This window comes from Paenibacillus apiarius, from assembly GCF_017052585.1.
In the GTDB taxonomy this organism is placed as follows: domain Bacteria; phylum Bacillota; class Bacilli; order Paenibacillales; family Paenibacillaceae; genus Paenibacillus_B; species Paenibacillus_B apiarius.
This window is the reverse complement of sequence record NZ_JAFFHZ010000001.1, coordinates 4,048,760-4,065,681: the sequence shown is the minus strand read 5'-3', so window position 1 is coordinate 4,065,681 and position 16,922 is coordinate 4,048,760. Positions and strand designations below refer to the sequence as shown.

The following is a 16,922-nucleotide window of genomic DNA, read 5'->3' as shown; positions in this document are numbered from 1 at the left end:
TCTTATGAAAAAAAGCAGCGAATTATTGCATGATTCGCTGCACCGTATATACATCCTTCACTCGTTTAATCTTCTCGACGACAGCTTGGAGATGGTCCGTGTTGCGTATGAGAATCGTCATATGGATCATCGCGAGCTTGTTGCGATCGGAGCGGCCGGATACCGCGGCGATATTCGTCTTGCTTTCTGATACGGCCTGCAGCACCTCATTGAGAAATCCGCGCCGATCCATGCCGGTAATCTCGATATCGACGCTGTAATTCGCCTCGACCGATTCGCCCCAGGCAACGTCAATGATTCGTTCCGCTTCCTCCCCGTCCGCTGCCGTAGGAATATTCAAACAGTCAGCACGGTGAACCGATACCCCGCGTCCCCGGGTCACATACCCGACAATATCGTCGCCGGGAACAGGATTGCAGCAACGGGCAAAGCGGACCAGCAAATTATCGATGCCTTTGACGCTGATGCCATGAGTCGGCCGTGACTTGCGTTCCGGCTCTTTCTTGACTTCCTTCACTTCGTGCGTCAGTTCAATCTGGCTCGCTTCTTCGGCTTCCTTCCGCAGCTTCTCCGTCAAGCGCGTGCAAATTTGCGCTGCCGTAATGCCGCCGAAGCCGATGGCTGACATCATATCTTCAATATCGTTAAACGAGAATTTTTTCGCCGCTTCAATCAATTTGTCATCGGACATCCATGCCTGCGGCTCCAAGCCGAGCCGTTTTAACTCGCGCTCGATCATGTCGCGGCCTTTTTGCACATTTTCTTCACGCTTCTCTTTTTTGAACCATTGCTTGATCTTCGAGCGCGCATGCGAAGATTGTGCAATTTTGACCCAATCCGAGCTTGGCCCGTACGAATGCTTCGACGTCAAAATTTCAATGATATCTCCCGTTTTCAGCTTATGATCAAGCGGCACGATTCGGCCGTTCACCTTGGCGCCAATCGTGCGGTTCCCTACTTCGGTATGAATGCGGTAGGCGAAATCAAGCGGCACCGACCCGGTCGGAAGCTCGATGACCTCTCCCTTCGGCGTGAAGACGAATACCGAGTCCGAAAAGAAATCCATTTTGAGCGATTCGACGAATTCCTGTGCATCCTTCGTCTCCTGCTGCAAATCCAAGATTTCGCGCAGAAACGTCATCTTTTCTTCGAAGCTGCCCCCTGTGGAATTATTTCCTTCTTTGTAGGCCCAGTGGGCCGCAATCCCGTATTCAGCCGTGCGATGCATTTCCCATGTGCGAATCTGCACCTCCGTCGGCTCGCCTGTCGGGCCAATGACGGTCGTATGAAGCGACTGGTACATATTCGCCTTCGGCATTGCAATATAGTCCTTGAAGCGGCCAGGCATCGGCTTCCACAGCGTATGGATGATGCCTAGCGTCGCATAACAGTCCTTAATATTATCGACTATAATCCGAATCGCCAATAGATCGTAAATCTCGTTGAATTGCTTGTTCTTTGCCGTCATTTTCTTATATACGCTATAAATATGCTTCGGCCTGCCGGACAAATCAGCCGTAATTCCCATCTCATCCAGCTTCTCTTTGATGCGGGCGATAACGTCAGAAATGTACTGCTCGCGTTCAGCTCGCTTCTTATGCATTAAATTCGCAATGCGGTAATACTGCTGCGGATTCAAGTATCGAAGCGCAATATCTTCCATCTCCCACTTGATCGCCGATATCCCGAGACGGTGAGCGATAGGACAGAAGATTTCCAATGTCTCATAAGCGATGCGGCGTTGGCTCTCTTCTGACTGATACTTCAACGTGCGCATATTGTGCAGCCGATCCGCCAGCTTGATCACAATTACGCGGATATCGTTAGCCATGGCGATGAACATTTTGCGATAGTTCTCGTTCTGTTGTTCCTCTTTGGATCGGAACTGGATGCGTTCCAGCTTCGTCAAACCATCGACAAGCATCGCGCACGTGTCCCCGAACTTCGCATGCACTTCCTCCAGCGACACAGATGTATCCTCGACGACATCATGCAATAGCGCAGCCACGACGGAGGTCGGATCCATCTGCATGTTCACAACAATATCTGCGACCGCCAGCGGATGCAATATATAAGGTTCACCAGACTTCCGAATCTGTCCGGAATGCGCTCTGTCGGCAAATTCATAAGCTTCGCGAATACGCTGCAGGTCCGGTTCTTTCATATAGGTCGAAGCCTTCATTAATAATTGCTCGATGCCCATTGGAGTCGTTTCGATTCCTTTCTACATCCGGGGCAGTACCCCTAGACTACAGATTATCCTATAATTATGCCTTTATTCGGTGTCTCCCGTCAATGGTCTCGAAACGGCTTTGTCAATGTCCAATGTCCGGAGCTGTCAAACTTTAGTACATAACCGTAAATTTATGATATTGATGTCGTTTTTTGTCGTCTCGTATAATTTGTTGTTGAAATGAAACCCCAACAACATGTAAATTATATAGTTGGGTCTGAAACTTCACTGTACGGCCACTTTTTACAATTACATATTAAAGGAGTGCATTCGCCTTGCAACGCGAAATTCAAGTGCATGAGAAACCGGGTCTCGCCCCGGGACTGCTGCTTAGCATTCAACATCTGTTCGCCATGTTCGGCTCAACCGTTCTCGTACCCAACTTATTCCACATCGATCCGGGTATCGTATTGCTTATGAACGGGCTTGGCACCCTATTCTATCTCGTCTTGTGCCGCGGTCTCATCCCAGCTTATCTGGGGTCGAGCTTCGCCTTCATCTCCCCGGTAACCGTCGTTCTGGCCGGGAAGACAGAGAACTATGCCCAAGCGCTCGGCGGTTTTATCGTATCCGGGATCATTTTCATACTCGTAGCGTTAATCGTCAAATGGGTAGGCACGCGCTGGCTGGATATTCTATTTCCTCCCGCAGCCATGGGCGCAATTGTCGCCGTTATCGGTCTGGAACTTGTGCCGGTCGCTGCCAGTATGTCGGGACTGATTCCTGCCACCGCGGATGCGCCGCTGGATTCGACCGCTATCACGCTCGCGCTGATTACGCTCGGGACAACGATAATCGGGAATGTCATGTTCCGCGGGTTCTTTAAAATCATACCTGTTCTGATTGGAATTGTGACCGGATATATCGTGGCGTACGTTATGGGCGCTGTTGATATGGCCCCGGTAAGCGATGCAAGCTTCTTCTCCACACCGACATTTACGTTCCCTGAGTGGAACTGGACAGCCATTGCCATCATCGTGCCTGCCGCGCTCGTCGTCGTCGTCGAGCATATCGGCCACTTGATGGTAACTAGCAATATCGTAGGCAATGACTTGTCGAAGGATCCGGGACTGCACCGCTCCTTGCTCGGGAACGGGGTCTCTACCGTAATTTCCGGCTTCCTCGGCTCCACGCCGAATACGACGTATGGAGAGAACATCGGCGTTATGGCACTGACACGCGTCTACTCGGTTTGGGTTATCGGCGGAGCGGCCGTGTTTGCCGTGCTGATGTCGTTCTTCGGCAAGGTGTCTGCGCTTATCGCCAACATACCGGTTCCGGTCATGGGCGGCGTGTCGCTCTTGCTGTTCGGGGTCATCGCCGCTTCAGGTCTGCGCGTGCTGGTCGATTCCAAAGTCGACTTCAGCAAGCCGAAAAACCTCCTTTTGACGACGCTCGTTATCGTCATCGGCATTAGCGGCGCGAAGCTGCAGCTCGGCGCCGTCGAATTGAAGGGAATGGCGCTTGCGACCGTGCTCGCCATCTTCCTGAACTTGTTCTTCATTATCATCGACAAGCTCCGCCTGTCGAATGAATAGCAATAAAGAGTGAACGGTTATTGTATAGAAAATCCCCTTGGAACAGGTGTTCCAAGGGGATTTTTTTGAGTTGGGTTAATACGTGAGAAGCGAGAACACATCGATATCCTTCAGCTTGTCCCGACCGTTCAAGTAGCTGAGCTCGATCAAGAACAATGCGCCTACGACTTCGCCGCCCAATTGGCGCACCAAGTCGATGGAAGTGGAAATCGTACCGCCGGTAGCGAGCAAATCATCGGCGATAAGCACTTTTTGCCCCGGTTGAATGGCATCTCTGTGCATCGCCAGCTTGTCTTTGCCGTATTCCAGATTGTATCCGGCTTCAATCGTGTCGCCTGGCAGCTTCCCGCTCTTGCGGATAGGCACGAAGCCAGCGCCGATGGACAAGGCGAGCGGCGCGCCTACAACGAACCCGCGCGCTTCCGGACCAGCGATCAGATCGATTTGCTTGTCCTTGACCAAGTCTTTCATCGCTGCGATCGAAGCTTGATAAGCTTGACCATCCTTGAGCAGCGTAGTAATGTCCTTGAAGCTGATTCCCGGCTGCGGGAAGTCAGGGATGACACGAATGTACGATTTAAAATCCATACGAATTCCTCCTAAATTGGTTATACACCGCGCGCACGGTCCCAGCATGACCAGAACCAAGCCGCAAAAGCCTCTGTCGCCAGATCATGCCACTGACTTTCCCAGGCGGAGGCAATCATCCAATCCTGATAGCGCTGCGATTGTTCAAGCGATGTCTTCTGAGGCTGCTCGACGATGCGATAGGTTGTTTTTTCTTGAGATAATGTACAAGTTATAAAGTCCAAATCTTGAAATACGGCGAACAGGAGCAACAGTTCTCTATCGCTCATGTTCAAGCGGGCGGCAAGCGGCTGAAGAAAAGCCGGTTCGGTGTCCCAGGTTGCCAATCTCCTCAATTCACTATAAGCGCGAGCGATCCGTTCCCGTCCAGGCGAATGCAGCCGTCCTCCCTCCGGTTGCCGCGGCAGGATGACATATATTCTTTCGACGTCCGGCAGCTGCCGGGCCATTCGATCGAATTCTTCCTCGCTTGGCGGCATGCCGCAGATGACGAGTTCCCGCACATGGCTTGACAGGCCGGCCACGAATGCATCGTCCGCTTTCCAGCCCCAGGCGCCCGGAACCAGGACAGGCCCCTTCTCTTCATCGCTGTATAGCCATACATACGGCTCGGCTGAATATACACCCGCCTGCTCCCGCGTCAAGACAAGCGCGCATGATTGCGGCGCGTCCTGCTCTAATATTCTGGCCAGCTCCACCGCCTTCTCCACGGGATTGGAGGTGGCCCTCATATCGAACAATTGCCGTTCAGCAATGCGAATATCCTGCATCATGAGTTGAGGCTTGCGCTGCCCGTTCCATTCATTGACCGATAGCTCGCCAAGCACATCCGCCCTTGCATCGGACGCGATGCGATGGGATAAGCTCCCGCGATGAAAAGCTACCGCATCCAATGTAGCACGGTCTTTCGCCAACATCAACTTCAAATGTTGACCCTCTTTGCCCATCGTCCGCTTATCGCGCACGATTGCATTGCGAATGACGACACGCGGGCTTGGATTGCCCATTCCAAATGGAGCTAGTCGCCCCATCTGTTCAATTTCGGATAACGGAACGTCTGACACTTCACATTCCGCGTCCACTTCCACGCAAGGCACGAAATGTTCTTCGTTTAGTTTCGCTCGGGCTGATTCATTCAAGCATCGTTCCAGCTCCTCCAGCTTATCCCGGTGGAGCGTCATGCCCGCTGCGGCCTGATGGCCGCCGTAATGATCGAACAGTCCGGCGCACTCGGTCATCGCTTCATACAGGTCAAATCCAGGAATGGAACGTGCCGAGCCTTTGCACATGCCGTTCTCTGAATCAATGCCCAGCACGAACGTAGGCCGATAATACCGCTCTAGAATTTTCGAAGCGACAATGCCGATGACACCGACATTCCATCCTTCAGCTGCAAGCACGATGACGTGGGGAACGCCTTCTTGCCGTTCGATCTTCTGTTCCAGTTGGGCTTCCGCTTCCTTCACAATGCCTTCCACGATTTTTTGCCGTTCCCGATTCAGCCGATCGAGCTCTTCCGCGCACGCTTGAGCGGTCTCGTCATCAGCCGCCGTCAGAAGCTGCACCGCCGTATCCGCATGATCGAGCCGTCCGCTGGCATTGATCCGGGGCGCCATCGAGAAGGCGATATCCGTTGAAGTTATGTGGCTCGGTTCAATGCCGCCGATTCTCATTAAAGCTCGTATCCCCGCGTAATCGGAACGGCTCATTCGTTTTAGCGCTTTCTGGACGATGATCCGGTTCTCATCGACAAGCGGCATCAGATCGGCAACCGTGCCGATGGCAGCCAGCTCCAGCCATTCCTCGGGCAAGCGCCCCAGCAGCGCGTGGGCGACTTTGAAGGCAACCCCTACGCCTGCCAGCCCTTTGAATGGATACGCGCAGTACGGCAGCTTCGGATTGACGAGGACGTATGCGTCGGGAAGTTGTTCCGGCGGCTCATGATGGTCCGTGACAACGACATCTATGCCCAGTTCCTTGGCATACGCCACTTCTTCGAGAGCGCTTATTCCCGTATCGACCGTGACGATAAGTGTGCACCCTGCCGCTTTTGCGTTATCAAGCGCCGCCTTGTTCAGACCATAGCCTTCTTGGGCCCGATGCGGAATGTAGTAATCGTAGTTGGCCTGCAAATGGCGCATCGTATAAATCATCAATGAGGTGCTGGACACCCCGTCTGCATCGTAATCCCCATAAATGCGAATTCGTTCATTATTGGCAATCGCTTGCCGAATCCGTTCCACAGCCTGCTCCATGCCGGCCATAAGGAACGGATCATGCATAAGTTCAACATCAGCATTCAGAAAACGATGAATCTGCTCCGCATCTTCTACCCCGCGCACCATGAACATACGCGCCAGCAGCTTCGAAATATTGGCTTCGTGCGCCAGCTGTTCGACGCGGGCTTCCGATGTTTCCGCACAGATCCATCGCGAGCGTGGATGAAGCATCCTTCCTCTCCTTTAGCAACATCTATTGCAATAAATTTGTCGAGTCCTCCCTGACTTGATCCTGCATTCGGTAAGGGTATCCGGGATCGAACGGATTTACGTGGACAAAGACATCGGCAACATGCAAAAAACGCTGCAGCAAATGATTTTTGACCCGCTTGGCAATCATGTGCCCTTCGGCAACCGTCATGCGCGGATTTACGCTTATTTTAACATCCACGATGACGTAATGACCATGCTCTCTCGCGCGCAGCTCGTCGACGGTAATGACACCATCGACCGTTTGCACCGCACGGATAAGCGGATTTGCGTCTTCATCGTGAAGGACGTGATCCATCGTCGAATGGATGGAATCCATGACAAGTTTGTAGCCCATATGCAGCACCAGGAGCGCAACAGCGGCACCGGCAGCCGGGTCCATGTACAGCAGCCAGCCAATGCCCAGCTGCCCCCCAATCATCGCTGCGCCGACTCCGATTAACGCCGCAATGGACGAATACACGTCCGAGCGATGCTCCCATGCGTTTGCGATAAGCGCTTGGGAAGAGAGTCTTTTGCCCAAGCGGTATTTATACTGGAACATTCCTTCCTTGACTACGATGGAAAGCATAATCGCCGCGAGCGCATACCATTTCGGTATTTCCACATGTCCGTTCCATATCGATTTGACCGCAGACACCGCCAGCTCAAGTCCAACGACTAGAAGCAGTACCGAGACGATAATAGCCGCAATCGATTCCGCTTTCCCGTGACCGTAGGGATGATCCCTATCCGGCGGACGCTTGGCAGCCTTCAAGCCAACGAGTACGGCGCAGGAGCCCGCTACATCGGAGGCAGAGTGGAATGCATCAGCGATTAGCGCCTGGCTTCCGGACAGAAAGCCGGCAACGCCTTTCACTGCGGCAAGAACGACATTTCCGACGATCCCTATCCATGCACCCCTCTCAGCTTTGGCAAAACGATCGGTAGACATTTACATCCCTCGTTTGTATACACATTTATGTCTGTGCTGGCGGCCTATCCTCAACTTTGAGGCACGCTGCCGCACAACGCCAAAACCGCGTCACATACGGACGCGGCTTTATCGCATGTTTCATTTTTCCCAAAAATGAGAAAAAACGAAATTTTTACAATGTCACGCAAGTTTCTGCAATGAGACAACGCCAGTTCGACCTTATTGCGCTTGCTGAGTCTTGGCAGTTGCCTTCGGCTTCTTCTTCTCCTTGCTCTTGAGCACTACCCAGAGCGGGCTCGCGATGAAGATGGAGGAGTATGCGCCGAATCCAAGACCGAACAGAATCGCCAGCGAGAACATGCGAATGGATTCGCTGCCGAAGATGAACAAGCAGAGCGCAGCCACCAGCACGGTCAATACCGTATTAATGGATCGGGTCAGCGTCTGATAGATGCTGTCGTTGACCAAGTGTGCCAGGTCATGAATATTTTTAACCTTGGCAAAACGCAAATTTTCCCGGATACGGTCAAAAATAACGATCGTATCGTTAATGGAATAACCGATAATCGTCAAAATCGCAATGATGAACGGCAGGTTAACCTCCAGCCTGAAAATCGAGAACAAGCTGATGACCATGAACGCGTCATGCAGCAAGGCGATAACAGCCGAGACAGCAAAGCGCCATTCAAAACGAATGCTGACGTAAATAATAATGCCCAAGCTGGCAATCCCGACGGCAAGCAGGGCGTTGCGCTGCAGCTCGCGCGCGATTTCAACGTCGACTGTATTGATTTCGAAGGATGCCCCGAAATCAATCTTGCTGAAGTCCGCTTTGAACTGCTTCTCTTGCGGCTCGGTCAATACCTCGCTGAACCGAATCGTCATCCGTTCCGCCCCCGTCGTAATGACGGGTTCTTTTTTGAAATCATACGATTTCAGCAAATCTTCTACTTGTTTCTTTTCTATCTGCTTCGTCAAGGTGACGTCCACATTCGTCCCTGAGCTAAAGTCAACGCCATAGTTCAGACCGAATATACCGAGCGATGCCGCACCTAGAATCGTAATAATGATGGAAAAGATAAAGAAATACTTGCTGGAATGAACAAAGTTGAATGTTCCTTTAAAGCGCACGGATTTCACTCTCCTTTACGCCAAAATACCCCGGTTTGGTCAGCACGCGCGCTTTTACAAGCATGTGCAGGAAAATACGGGAAAGGAACACGTTCGTAAAGATACTGACGACAACGGTCATCATCAATATAAGCGCAAAGCCCTTAACTTGGCTCTCTCCCAGAACATACATAACGACGCCGGCAATAATCGTCGTAATGTTCGCGTCCATAATCGTACGGAAGGAGTTCTTGGATCCGGCCTTCATGGAAGAACTAATCGATTTGCCGCTGCGAAGCTCTTCCTTAATCCGTTCATACGTAATAATATTGGCATCCACAGCCATCCCGAGCCCCAAAATAAACGCCGCAATCCCCGGCAGCGTGAGCGTAATCTCGGACAGCCAGAACACGATGAGCAGCAGCCATGTGAACAGGATAAGCGAGAAGCTTGCGATAACGCCAGGCAAGCGATACACGATCAGCATGAACAGCAGGATAAGAGCCGTGCCGATTAAACCGGCTTTTACGGTCTGATCGAGCGATAGCTTGCCGAGTGTGGCGGCTACGCTCTGCGAGTATTTCTCGGTAAGCTTCAGCGGCAACGACCCTAAATTAATCGTATCTCTGAGCTCATTCGCTTCCTCGTTCGTGCGTTGACCCGTGATGGTCGCTTCCCCGCCCGGAATTTCGTAGCTCACTCTCGGATCGGAAATCATGTGCTCGTCCATGAAAATAGCAAGACGGTTGCGATCTTCCTGTGCCAAAGAGGCCAATCGTTTCGTAATTTCAGAAAACTTGCCGGCATCCTTCAGCTTAATCGCTACGATCGGCTGGTGGAGCTCATTGAACACAACGCTTGCTCCGCCTTCTACAAAGTCCGTTCCTTGCAGTTCCACCTTGCAGTAATCCGTCGCCTCTTTACAGCCGTCGGAGCTGCGGAATGTCAGCACGGATGGTTCTTTCAATTTTTTGCGTACTTCCTCTTCGTTTTTTACGTCGGCAATCTTAACGCGAATACGATCCGAACCTTCAATCGTAATTTCCGGTTCGCTTGTTCCTGTCGCGTTAATCCGCTTGTCTAAGCTTCTTGCCGTTTGTTTCAGCGCCTCAGATGTAATCTTCCCGCCCGGTTCAAGTGGCGATGCTTGATATAAAATTTCAAATCCGCCCTTTAAATCGAGCCCGAGACGTATGCTGTTGACGATCGAAGGGCTAGTCCAAACAATAACGCCTAGCGATACAACAACGATGAGCAGGAATGCGAGCACCCTTTTCATATCGTCCCAAGTCCCCTTTCATATTCAATATTCCTATTATATCGGCGGTCATTTTTCGAGTCAATTTTACGGATCATGGCGTTGACCGGAATCACTGTGCTCTTGTGACGTTACACATGCTGTTTCCACTGGATATATAAGCGAATTTCATGGAAAAAATTATTATTTTTATTTCCATGAAAAAAGCTCCTCTCGGAGCATGACGAGCTGCATTACAATGTTGAATGTGAGCCTTGGCTTCAATCAAAGCGTATGTTCCTCAAGGCCCCCTTGCCTCTATTAGATGGGCTCCCCCCGGAAAGCCGCCATGGTCATATAATTCATGAATTGCGTTGATTTGAGCGACAGGATATCATTTACGACGCGATGCAGGGCTGGCGTGTCAGTATTCTTTTTATACTTTGCACTGACGCATTCCCATACATCTTCTCCCGTTACATGCTCATAACCGAGCAACTGCAGTTCCTCCGCCTTGCTGCTGCAGCACAGCTCGATAGCCTCAATGCGCTCTTGTTCGGTATACAGCTCAGACATGCCGCACATCCCCTTTCTAACTTATGACAACATTCGACCTCACGGTGCCGAATTCCTGCTCGGCATCATCCCAGCGCAAGAAAAACTTGCCGTTCTCCTTGATTCATTGGAACGAATCGGCATGGAATGGGGACAACCGCATATCTATGGATATAACGGGTAGACAAGTCCGCTTTGGAAGAGGGATGAACGTGAAAAAGCAATCGTTTATACAAGGAACGCTAATCTTATTGGCCGCAGGCATCATTAATCGGATTCTTGGGTTTATACCTCGAATTACCCTTCCGCGCATTATCGGGGCAGAAGGGGTAGGCATCTACCAGCTAGGTTATCCATTTCTTATCGTCATCATTACACTGATTACAGGCGGAGTTCCGCTGGCAGTGGCCAAGCTTATCGCCGAGGCGGATGCTACGGGGGACAAGCAGCGGATTCGGAAAATCGTGGTGTCCGCCATGCAGCTCACCGTTAGTGCCGGTATCGTCTTCTCTGCCATTTACGTCGTGCTGGCACCATGGATTACGTCCAAGCTGCTGACGGACAGCCGGGTTTATTATACATTTCTCGTGATGACTCCAATCATTGTGTTCGTGGCCATTTCCTCCGTGCTGCGCGGTTATTTCCAAGGCATGCAAAATATGGTACCTACCGCAATGTCGCAAGTAACGGAGACGCTTATCCGCATTGTCGCGGTGATCGGATTTGCATATATGTTCCTGCCCTACGGCCTCGAATGGGCGGCCGCAGGCGCCATGGCAGGCGTTGTTGTCGGCGAATTAGGGGGACTGCTCGTATTACTGTTTCTAATGCGTTCTCACCGCAGACAATCCGTATCGGACGATGAAGGCAAAACAGAGATGCCTTCGACCGGCAAGCGCAACGACACGTCACGCCTGCTTCGGATTGCGTTGCCCGTAACCGGAGGAAGACTAATCGGTTCCTTATCCTACTTATTGGAATCCATTACGATTGCGAGGAGCTTAGCGATGGCAGGCGTCGTTACCGCAGTCGCAACTGCTCAATATGGAGCTCTGCAGGGCATGATTATCCCGATTCTCACATTGCCGGGCGCATTGACCTATTCGCTCGCTGTCTCCTTGGTCCCTTCCTTGTCTGAGGCATTGGGACGCAACGACATGGAGACGATTCATAAGCGGATCCAACAAGCGCTGCGGCTCGCACTGGTCAGCGGAGCTCCGTTTGCTGTCGCCATGTTCGTATTGGCGATCCCGTTATGCGCGCTGCTCTATAATGACGTGAGCGTCGCACCCATGTTGAAATGGATGGCCCCCATCGCCGTCTTCATTTACTTGCAGGCTCCGCTTCAGGCCGCCCTGCAAGCGCTTGAGCGTCCCGGCACGGCATTGGTGAACACATTTATCGGAGCTGCGCTCAAGATCATTCTCATCGTCCAGCTTGCTTCGAATCCGAGTCTCGGCATCTATGGCGCCGTCATTGCCATATGCATCAATACTGTTGTCGTCACTATGCTTCATGGGATAGGAGTCATTCGTCATATACAGCTGAAGATGCCTTGGATAGACTTTTTGAAGGTGGGTGCCGCCATGATTATCACTGCGGGGTGCATGCAGGCCATATACATTCACTTCCCTGCAGCTTCAGGGCAATTTTTAGCAAAGTTTATCGCGTCCTGTCTGGCCGGGGTGGCCGTATATCTCCTATTGCTTGTGCTGATGCGTCTTATTGATCGCGAAGATTTGGCGCGGCTCCCTTTGTTCCGCCAATGGTTCGCCCCGAAGCCGCACCATAAATAACTTATGGTTGTTTCCGATCGATGAACATATGGCCTTTATGATCAATCGAACAGAAAAATACCTGTTTAAATTCAGTAACTCCTTTTGACTGAAGTTGATTTTTCAACCAAAATCGCGTTTTGTTAATGCTTTGCAGATTATCGTCCTGCACCTTCCCGTCCATAATAAGGGGAAGAGGCAATGCGGCAAACCGAATGCGATCTGGCTTGCGCAGGGCTGGTTTATTCTGATTATTATTATTATTATTCGTATCGATTGAAGCAGACCCTTCCGAACCGTGAGCGCTTGATGGGGAGGACCCGCTGGATTTGTCCGTTACATCCGGATAATCCGAATCACTGGAGATTCCGCCGCATGACTCGCTGGAATTGCTGGCATCCTCCTTAAGGATCACGGTCAGCTTGCCTGTTGACTCCAAAATCGCATACTTCACGTCCTCGAAATTATCGACGCCATGTTCGCGCAACTGCTGCATCAAATCATCCAGATTATAACGCAGTTTGCTCATTTCCTTGCGATTTAAATGTCCATCCGCTATTAAAATGCTTGGCGCTCCGTCAAAAAAAAGGCGCAGCCTTCTGCTTTTCAATGACACAAAGGACAGGCCGATTTGGATGACGATTAGCACGCCTATGGGCACAAATCCTTCCCAGTAGGGCCGATTCTTATCCTCAATGACAAATACCGCAACATCAGCAATCATAATGGAAATGACGAGGTCAAATACGGACAGCTTGCCGATTTCTCTCTTTCCCATCAAACGAAGCACGATGAACACCGTAAAATACATGACGACCGTACGAATAACGACGGTCCAGATTTCCATATGTAACACCCTCCTCGCTACCGATATTGGCCGGATTGCGAAAGCCGCATTCATTGGTATTCTGACCGCCGTTTCCACAAGGCATTCAGCATTTGATTATTGAATTATTCCCATCCGCTTTCTTCCTGTTGCACACATAATTAATAGCTCTTGCTCTAAGCTACTTTGACGCGGCCAACCGTTACAGGATGAATACTAAAATATATACGGTGGAAATGAGCAGTGACACGATCGTAATCGGCGCTCCGATTTTCAGGAAATCCATATAACTGAAACCTTTGCCTTCGCGCTGTGCCATCCCTGCCACAATCACGTTCGCAGAAGCGCCGATTAGCGTCCCGTTCCCTCCTAAGCAGGCTCCCAGCGCCAAGGACCACCAGAGCGGATTCAGCTGGTTCGGGTCCGTAATCCCCATTTGCGAGCCCACATCCTGCAGCAGCGGTATCATCGTGGCGACAAACGGGATATTATCAATCGTTGCCGAAGCGATACCGGACACCCACAGCACAAGCATGGATGTGCTCGTCATATCTCCGTTTGTTATACTGAGCGTCATTTGGGCCAACTGATTGATAATGCCTGCTTCAATCAATCCGCCAACGAGAATGAATAAACCGATAAAGAACAGGATGGTGACCCATTCCACTTTATGCAATGCTTCCTCGAGCTCTTCTTCGTTTTTCAGGCCAATCAGCATTAAAATCGTAGCACCTGCCATGGCGACAACGGCTGCTTCTACATGAATGACCGAGTGCAAGGCAAAACCCGCGATCGTAATAAGCAGAACGGTCACAGATTTACGAACCAACCGTTTATCGGTAATGTATGACGCCGCTGACAGTTCCATCAGAGCATGCCGCTGGCTATCCGATACTGTTAGTTGCTTTCGATAAAATAGGATAAGCATTCCGATGACGGCGATAACGATGACCGCGATAACCGGCGCCAAATTCATCAAGAACATATTAAACGTCAGGTGCTTGTTGGCTGATCCGATCATGATGTTCGGAGGATCTCCGATAAGCGTTGCCGTTCCCCCAACGTTTGAAGCGATAACTTCAGATATAAGAAACGGCACCGGATTGATGTTCAGCATGCGGGTAATGGAAAACGTAATCGGCACCATCAATAAAACAGTCGTAACATTATCGAGAAAAGCCGAACCAATGGAAGTGAGCAAAAACAAAATAATCAAAATGCGAATCGGTTTCCCTTTCGCTTTCTGCGCCGCCTTCACGGCTGCATATTGAAAAATGCCGCTCTTGTTCGTAATGCCGACGAGTATCATCATTCCGACAAGCAGAAAGATGGTATTCCACTCAATATGGGTCGTGAATGCCGTATGCACATCCACAATTTGAAGAATCAGCATAGCCACCGCACCAAGCAGAGCGATTATTGCCCGGTTTATTTTTTCCGAAATAATGATGGCATACGAAATCAAAAAAATGATGACCGCTGCGGTCACCTGCCAATTTGCTACATCTTGTCCCACGAATTCCATCCCTCTCTAATGAATTGCTTTGGTTGTACAAGTATTTATACCCATTATGACTTATCAATCACACATTATAACACCTGGCTTTTTTTTTCGTCTATGCCTTGTACTATTTCATACGGCTTGCCCATACGATGAATACTAGACAGTTCCAATTTGGAAAGGGGTTATTGAGCATGAATGCGATTCAGCGCGTTTCCCACTGGAAAGTCAGTCATCCGTTGCTGGCCGGCGTCGTCTATGCTTTTGTGTGGATGGCCTTAGGTGCCTTAGCTTTATCTGTCATGTTATATTCCAGTTCGACCAGTGAAGATGATATGACGAGCTATATTTATTTTGTCCACGCCATTGCTCTTTTTATTGGAGGATGGATTTCTGGTCGGCGAAGCGGCAAAAAGGGCTGGTATTATGGCGGAATAACGGGGTTCTGCTATGCCCTCCTCGTCCTGCTTATCGGCTTTCTTGCTATGGACGCAGGGCTGAGCGGGGCTAAGCTCCTGCTTGTGCTTTTCGCTTTTTGCATCGGTGCACTGGGCGGGATTATCGGCGTCAACATGAGCAGAACGGGAAAATAATCCTTTTCATTAGTGCGTGTTCAAGAGGCCGCTTTTCAGAACTGAAAAGGTCACAAGCCCCAAATCGTATGCTGCCGAAGGTTGTTGAACAACCTCTTGATGAGCAGGTACATTCGATTCATGTAAATCCCCCGAAAATGTGATATACTACTAAGGTTTAACATTGCAATGTGCTAATACTTAGGGGGATTATCGTGGTCTTATTCCAATCCATGCAGTCCGTCACGCTCTGGACCGTCGCAACCGTTATCTTGCTTATCTGGTTCGGTTCCGGCCGACAGCCGCTGGCTGTCGTTAGCGCTTTTGTAAAAGCGCTGTGGACTTCTCGTTCGTTCTTGTTTGCCGTCGTTGCGCTCATTCTTATTCTGATGGTGAATGGATGGGAGCTTACGATCGAAAGCTGGCTTAACATCAATTGGGACTTTACAGCCAATATTCATCGCCTGGAAGGACAATTCGTATATAGCGTACAACAAATATTCAATCATCCGCTTATTACGCAAATCGTGTCTTTTTTCTATATTGTGGTATTCCAGGCGTTAATTGTAGGTTCGCTCGCCATCTATACAGCCAACGGCAATATGCGTATGGCTCATGCCGTCTGTTATGCAGTTATGATTAATTATATTGTAGCCATCCCTTTTTACTTGTTCTTTCCAGTTAACGAGGTATGGTCTTATCCGCCCGCAGGTGTCAAGTTCCGTATGTTGGATGTATTCCCTGGCTTTGAAGAGAGTTATCGCTCCTTCTCTGGACTCGATAACTGTTTCCCTAGCTTGCACACTTCCATCTCCGTGACCGTGGCCTTGCTCGCTTCACAGTCCCGTAATCGTCGTTGGGCCATCTTTACGGGGATCAGCGCGATTATTATCGTGTTCTCCATCTTTTACCTCGGCATTCATTGGCTGACCGACATGGCGGCGGGAACACTGCTTGCTGTCTTTGCTTCTTGGATGGGCATGAAGTGGGCCGGTGTTCAAATGTCTTGGAAAGCGATGCTCCCGGCACGGCAGAAGTCTTATGCCAAGTCGTATACTGAATCCGAGGAATTGCTGTAGAATATCCAAGCTGGAATTCGGCATCGAACCGCTATTTCTTTACAGCAGCATATAGTTACAAAAGAAGCGATGCTCCTATTCAATGGAGTATCGCTTCTTTGTTGATTGCTGCTAATTACCTTATTATGACGCGCTTGATGTTTCCTCGCTTGTAACAATGTTGCTAATCGCACTGCGGTCAAAAGTCATCTTCGTTACGTCATTGACGCGAAGGACCACGATGTCGTCTGTAATTTCAACAATCGTACCATGAAGTCCGCCGATCGTGACGATTTTGTCTCCCTTTTTCAATGCGCTGAGCATCGAATTCCGCTGCTTCTGTTTCTTTTGCTGCGGACGGATCAATAAGAAGTAAAATACGGCAAACATAGCGATAAAAGGCAATAACATCGCCATAATTCCGCCGCCTCCTGCTGCATCTGCTCCAGCCAAAAGCATATGTAATCCCCCTTTCCCTAAAATATAAAATTATGTATAGACTCGCTGCTCCGTTATGCAGCATC

General features: G+C 50.3%; 14 protein-coding genes. 4 read left to right on the top strand and 10 right to left on the bottom strand.

Features of this window, described 5'->3' with window-relative positions:
- Positions 1-22: 22 nt before the first annotated feature.
- Entirely contained in the window at positions 23-2,203 is a 2,181-nt protein-coding gene (locus JSQ80_RS18245; protein WP_206096233.1) for a RelA/SpoT family protein, read from the bottom strand.
- A 305-nt stretch (positions 2,204-2,508) separates the two neighbouring features.
- On the opposite strand from JSQ80_RS18245, the gene uraA reads away from it, so the two are divergent.
- A complete protein-coding gene (gene uraA / locus JSQ80_RS18240; RefSeq protein ID WP_087432411.1) occupies positions 2,509-3,771 on the top strand; it encodes a uracil permease in 1,263 nt (420 codons plus the stop codon).
- Between the two features lie 75 nt (positions 3,772-3,846).
- Here uraA and JSQ80_RS18235 read toward each other — a convergent pair whose 3' ends face one another.
- From JSQ80_RS18235 to JSQ80_RS18210, 6 genes are all read right to left on the bottom strand, one after another.
- Positions 3,847-4,359, bottom strand: a complete 513-nt coding sequence (locus JSQ80_RS18235) for an adenine phosphoribosyltransferase (protein ID WP_087432410.1) — start codon at positions 4,357-4,359, stop codon at positions 3,847-3,849.
- A 20-nt stretch (positions 4,360-4,379) separates the two neighbouring features.
- A complete protein-coding gene (gene recJ / locus JSQ80_RS18230) occupies positions 4,380-6,809 on the bottom strand; it encodes a single-stranded-DNA-specific exonuclease RecJ (protein ID WP_206096232.1) in 2,430 nt (809 codons plus the stop codon).
- Positions 6,810-6,831: 22 nt separating this feature from the next.
- Positions 6,832-7,782, bottom strand: a complete 951-nt coding sequence (locus tag JSQ80_RS18225) for a cation diffusion facilitator family transporter (protein WP_087432408.1) — start codon at positions 7,780-7,782, stop codon at positions 6,832-6,834.
- A gap of 201 nt (positions 7,783-7,983) precedes the next feature.
- A complete protein-coding gene (secF, locus tag JSQ80_RS18220) occupies positions 7,984-8,895 on the bottom strand; it encodes a protein translocase subunit SecF (protein WP_206096231.1) in 912 nt (303 codons plus the stop codon).
- Positions 8,885-10,153, bottom strand: a complete 1,269-nt coding sequence (gene secD / locus JSQ80_RS18215; RefSeq protein ID WP_087432406.1) for a protein translocase subunit SecD — start codon at positions 10,151-10,153, stop codon at positions 8,885-8,887. Before secD ends, secF begins: the two co-directional genes overlap by 11 nt.
- Positions 10,154-10,432: 279 nt before the next feature.
- Complete coding sequence (locus JSQ80_RS18210; protein ID WP_206096230.1) at positions 10,433-10,687, bottom strand: post-transcriptional regulator; 255 nt, start codon at positions 10,685-10,687, stop codon at positions 10,433-10,435.
- Between the two features lie 191 nt (positions 10,688-10,878).
- Here JSQ80_RS18210 and spoVB point away from each other — a divergent pair, with 191 nt between their 5' ends.
- Positions 10,879-12,462: a stage V sporulation protein B gene (gene spoVB / locus JSQ80_RS18205; RefSeq protein WP_206096229.1), complete on the top strand. Its 1,584-nt coding sequence runs from the start codon at positions 10,879-10,881 to the stop codon at positions 12,460-12,462.
- A gap of 1 nt (position 12,463) precedes the next feature.
- Here spoVB and JSQ80_RS18200 read toward each other — a convergent pair whose 3' ends face one another.
- Positions 12,464-13,288, bottom strand: coding sequence for a DUF421 domain-containing protein (locus JSQ80_RS18200; protein WP_206096228.1), 825 nt, complete (start codon positions 13,286-13,288; stop codon positions 12,464-12,466).
- Between the two features lie 181 nt (positions 13,289-13,469).
- A complete protein-coding gene (locus JSQ80_RS18195) occupies positions 13,470-14,792 on the bottom strand; it encodes an ArsB/NhaD family transporter (RefSeq protein ID WP_206096227.1) in 1,323 nt (440 codons plus the stop codon).
- Positions 14,793-14,962: 170 nt separating this feature from the next.
- Between JSQ80_RS18195 and JSQ80_RS18190 the strand changes: the two genes are divergently transcribed.
- The gene (locus JSQ80_RS18190; RefSeq protein WP_206096226.1) at positions 14,963-15,361 is read left to right on the top strand and encodes a TIGR04086 family membrane protein; all 399 of its coding nucleotides are present in this window, start codon (positions 14,963-14,965) and stop codon (positions 15,359-15,361) included.
- Positions 15,362-15,555: 194 nt separating this feature from the next.
- Positions 15,556-16,419: a phosphatase PAP2 family protein gene (locus tag JSQ80_RS18185; protein WP_206096225.1), complete on the top strand. Its 864-nt coding sequence runs from the start codon at positions 15,556-15,558 to the stop codon at positions 16,417-16,419.
- 123 nt (positions 16,420-16,542) lie between these two features.
- Here JSQ80_RS18185 and yajC read toward each other — a convergent pair whose 3' ends face one another.
- Positions 16,543-16,857: a preprotein translocase subunit YajC gene (yajC, locus tag JSQ80_RS18180; RefSeq protein ID WP_140397841.1), complete on the bottom strand. Its 315-nt coding sequence runs from the start codon at positions 16,855-16,857 to the stop codon at positions 16,543-16,545.
- Positions 16,858-16,922 lie beyond the last annotated feature (65 nt).

Excerpts from the sequence above, each read along its gene's own strand:
- JSQ80_RS18210 (WP_206096230.1), bottom strand. The coding sequence starts at position 10,687 with ATGTCTGAGCTGTATACCGAACAAGAGCGCATTGAGGCTATCGAGCTG.
- JSQ80_RS18190 (WP_206096226.1), top strand. The coding sequence starts at position 14,963 with ATGAATGCGATTCAGCGCGTTTCCCACTGGAAAGTCAGTCATCCGTTG.
- recJ (WP_206096232.1), bottom strand. The coding sequence starts at position 6,809 with ATGCTTCATCCACGCTCGCGATGGATCTGTGCGGAAACATCGGAAGCC.
- secD (WP_087432406.1), bottom strand. The coding sequence starts at position 10,153 with ATGAAAAGGGTGCTCGCATTCCTGCTCATCGTTGTTGTATCGCTAGGC.
- JSQ80_RS18245 (WP_206096233.1), bottom strand. The coding sequence starts at position 2,203 with ATGGGCATCGAGCAATTATTAATGAAGGCTTCGACCTATATGAAAGAA.
- JSQ80_RS18235 (WP_087432410.1), bottom strand. The coding sequence starts at position 4,359 with ATGGATTTTAAATCGTACATTCGTGTCATCCCTGACTTCCCGCAGCCG.
- JSQ80_RS18225 (WP_087432408.1), bottom strand. The coding sequence starts at position 7,782 with ATGTCTACCGATCGTTTTGCCAAAGCTGAGAGGGGTGCATGGATAGGG.
- JSQ80_RS18200 (WP_206096228.1), bottom strand. The coding sequence starts at position 13,288 with ATGGAAATCTGGACCGTCGTTATTCGTACGGTCGTCATGTATTTTACG.
- JSQ80_RS18195 (WP_206096227.1), bottom strand. The coding sequence starts at position 14,792 with ATGGAATTCGTGGGACAAGATGTAGCAAATTGGCAGGTGACCGCAGCG.
- yajC (WP_140397841.1), bottom strand. The coding sequence starts at position 16,857 with ATGCTTTTGGCTGGAGCAGATGCAGCAGGAGGCGGCGGAATTATGGCG.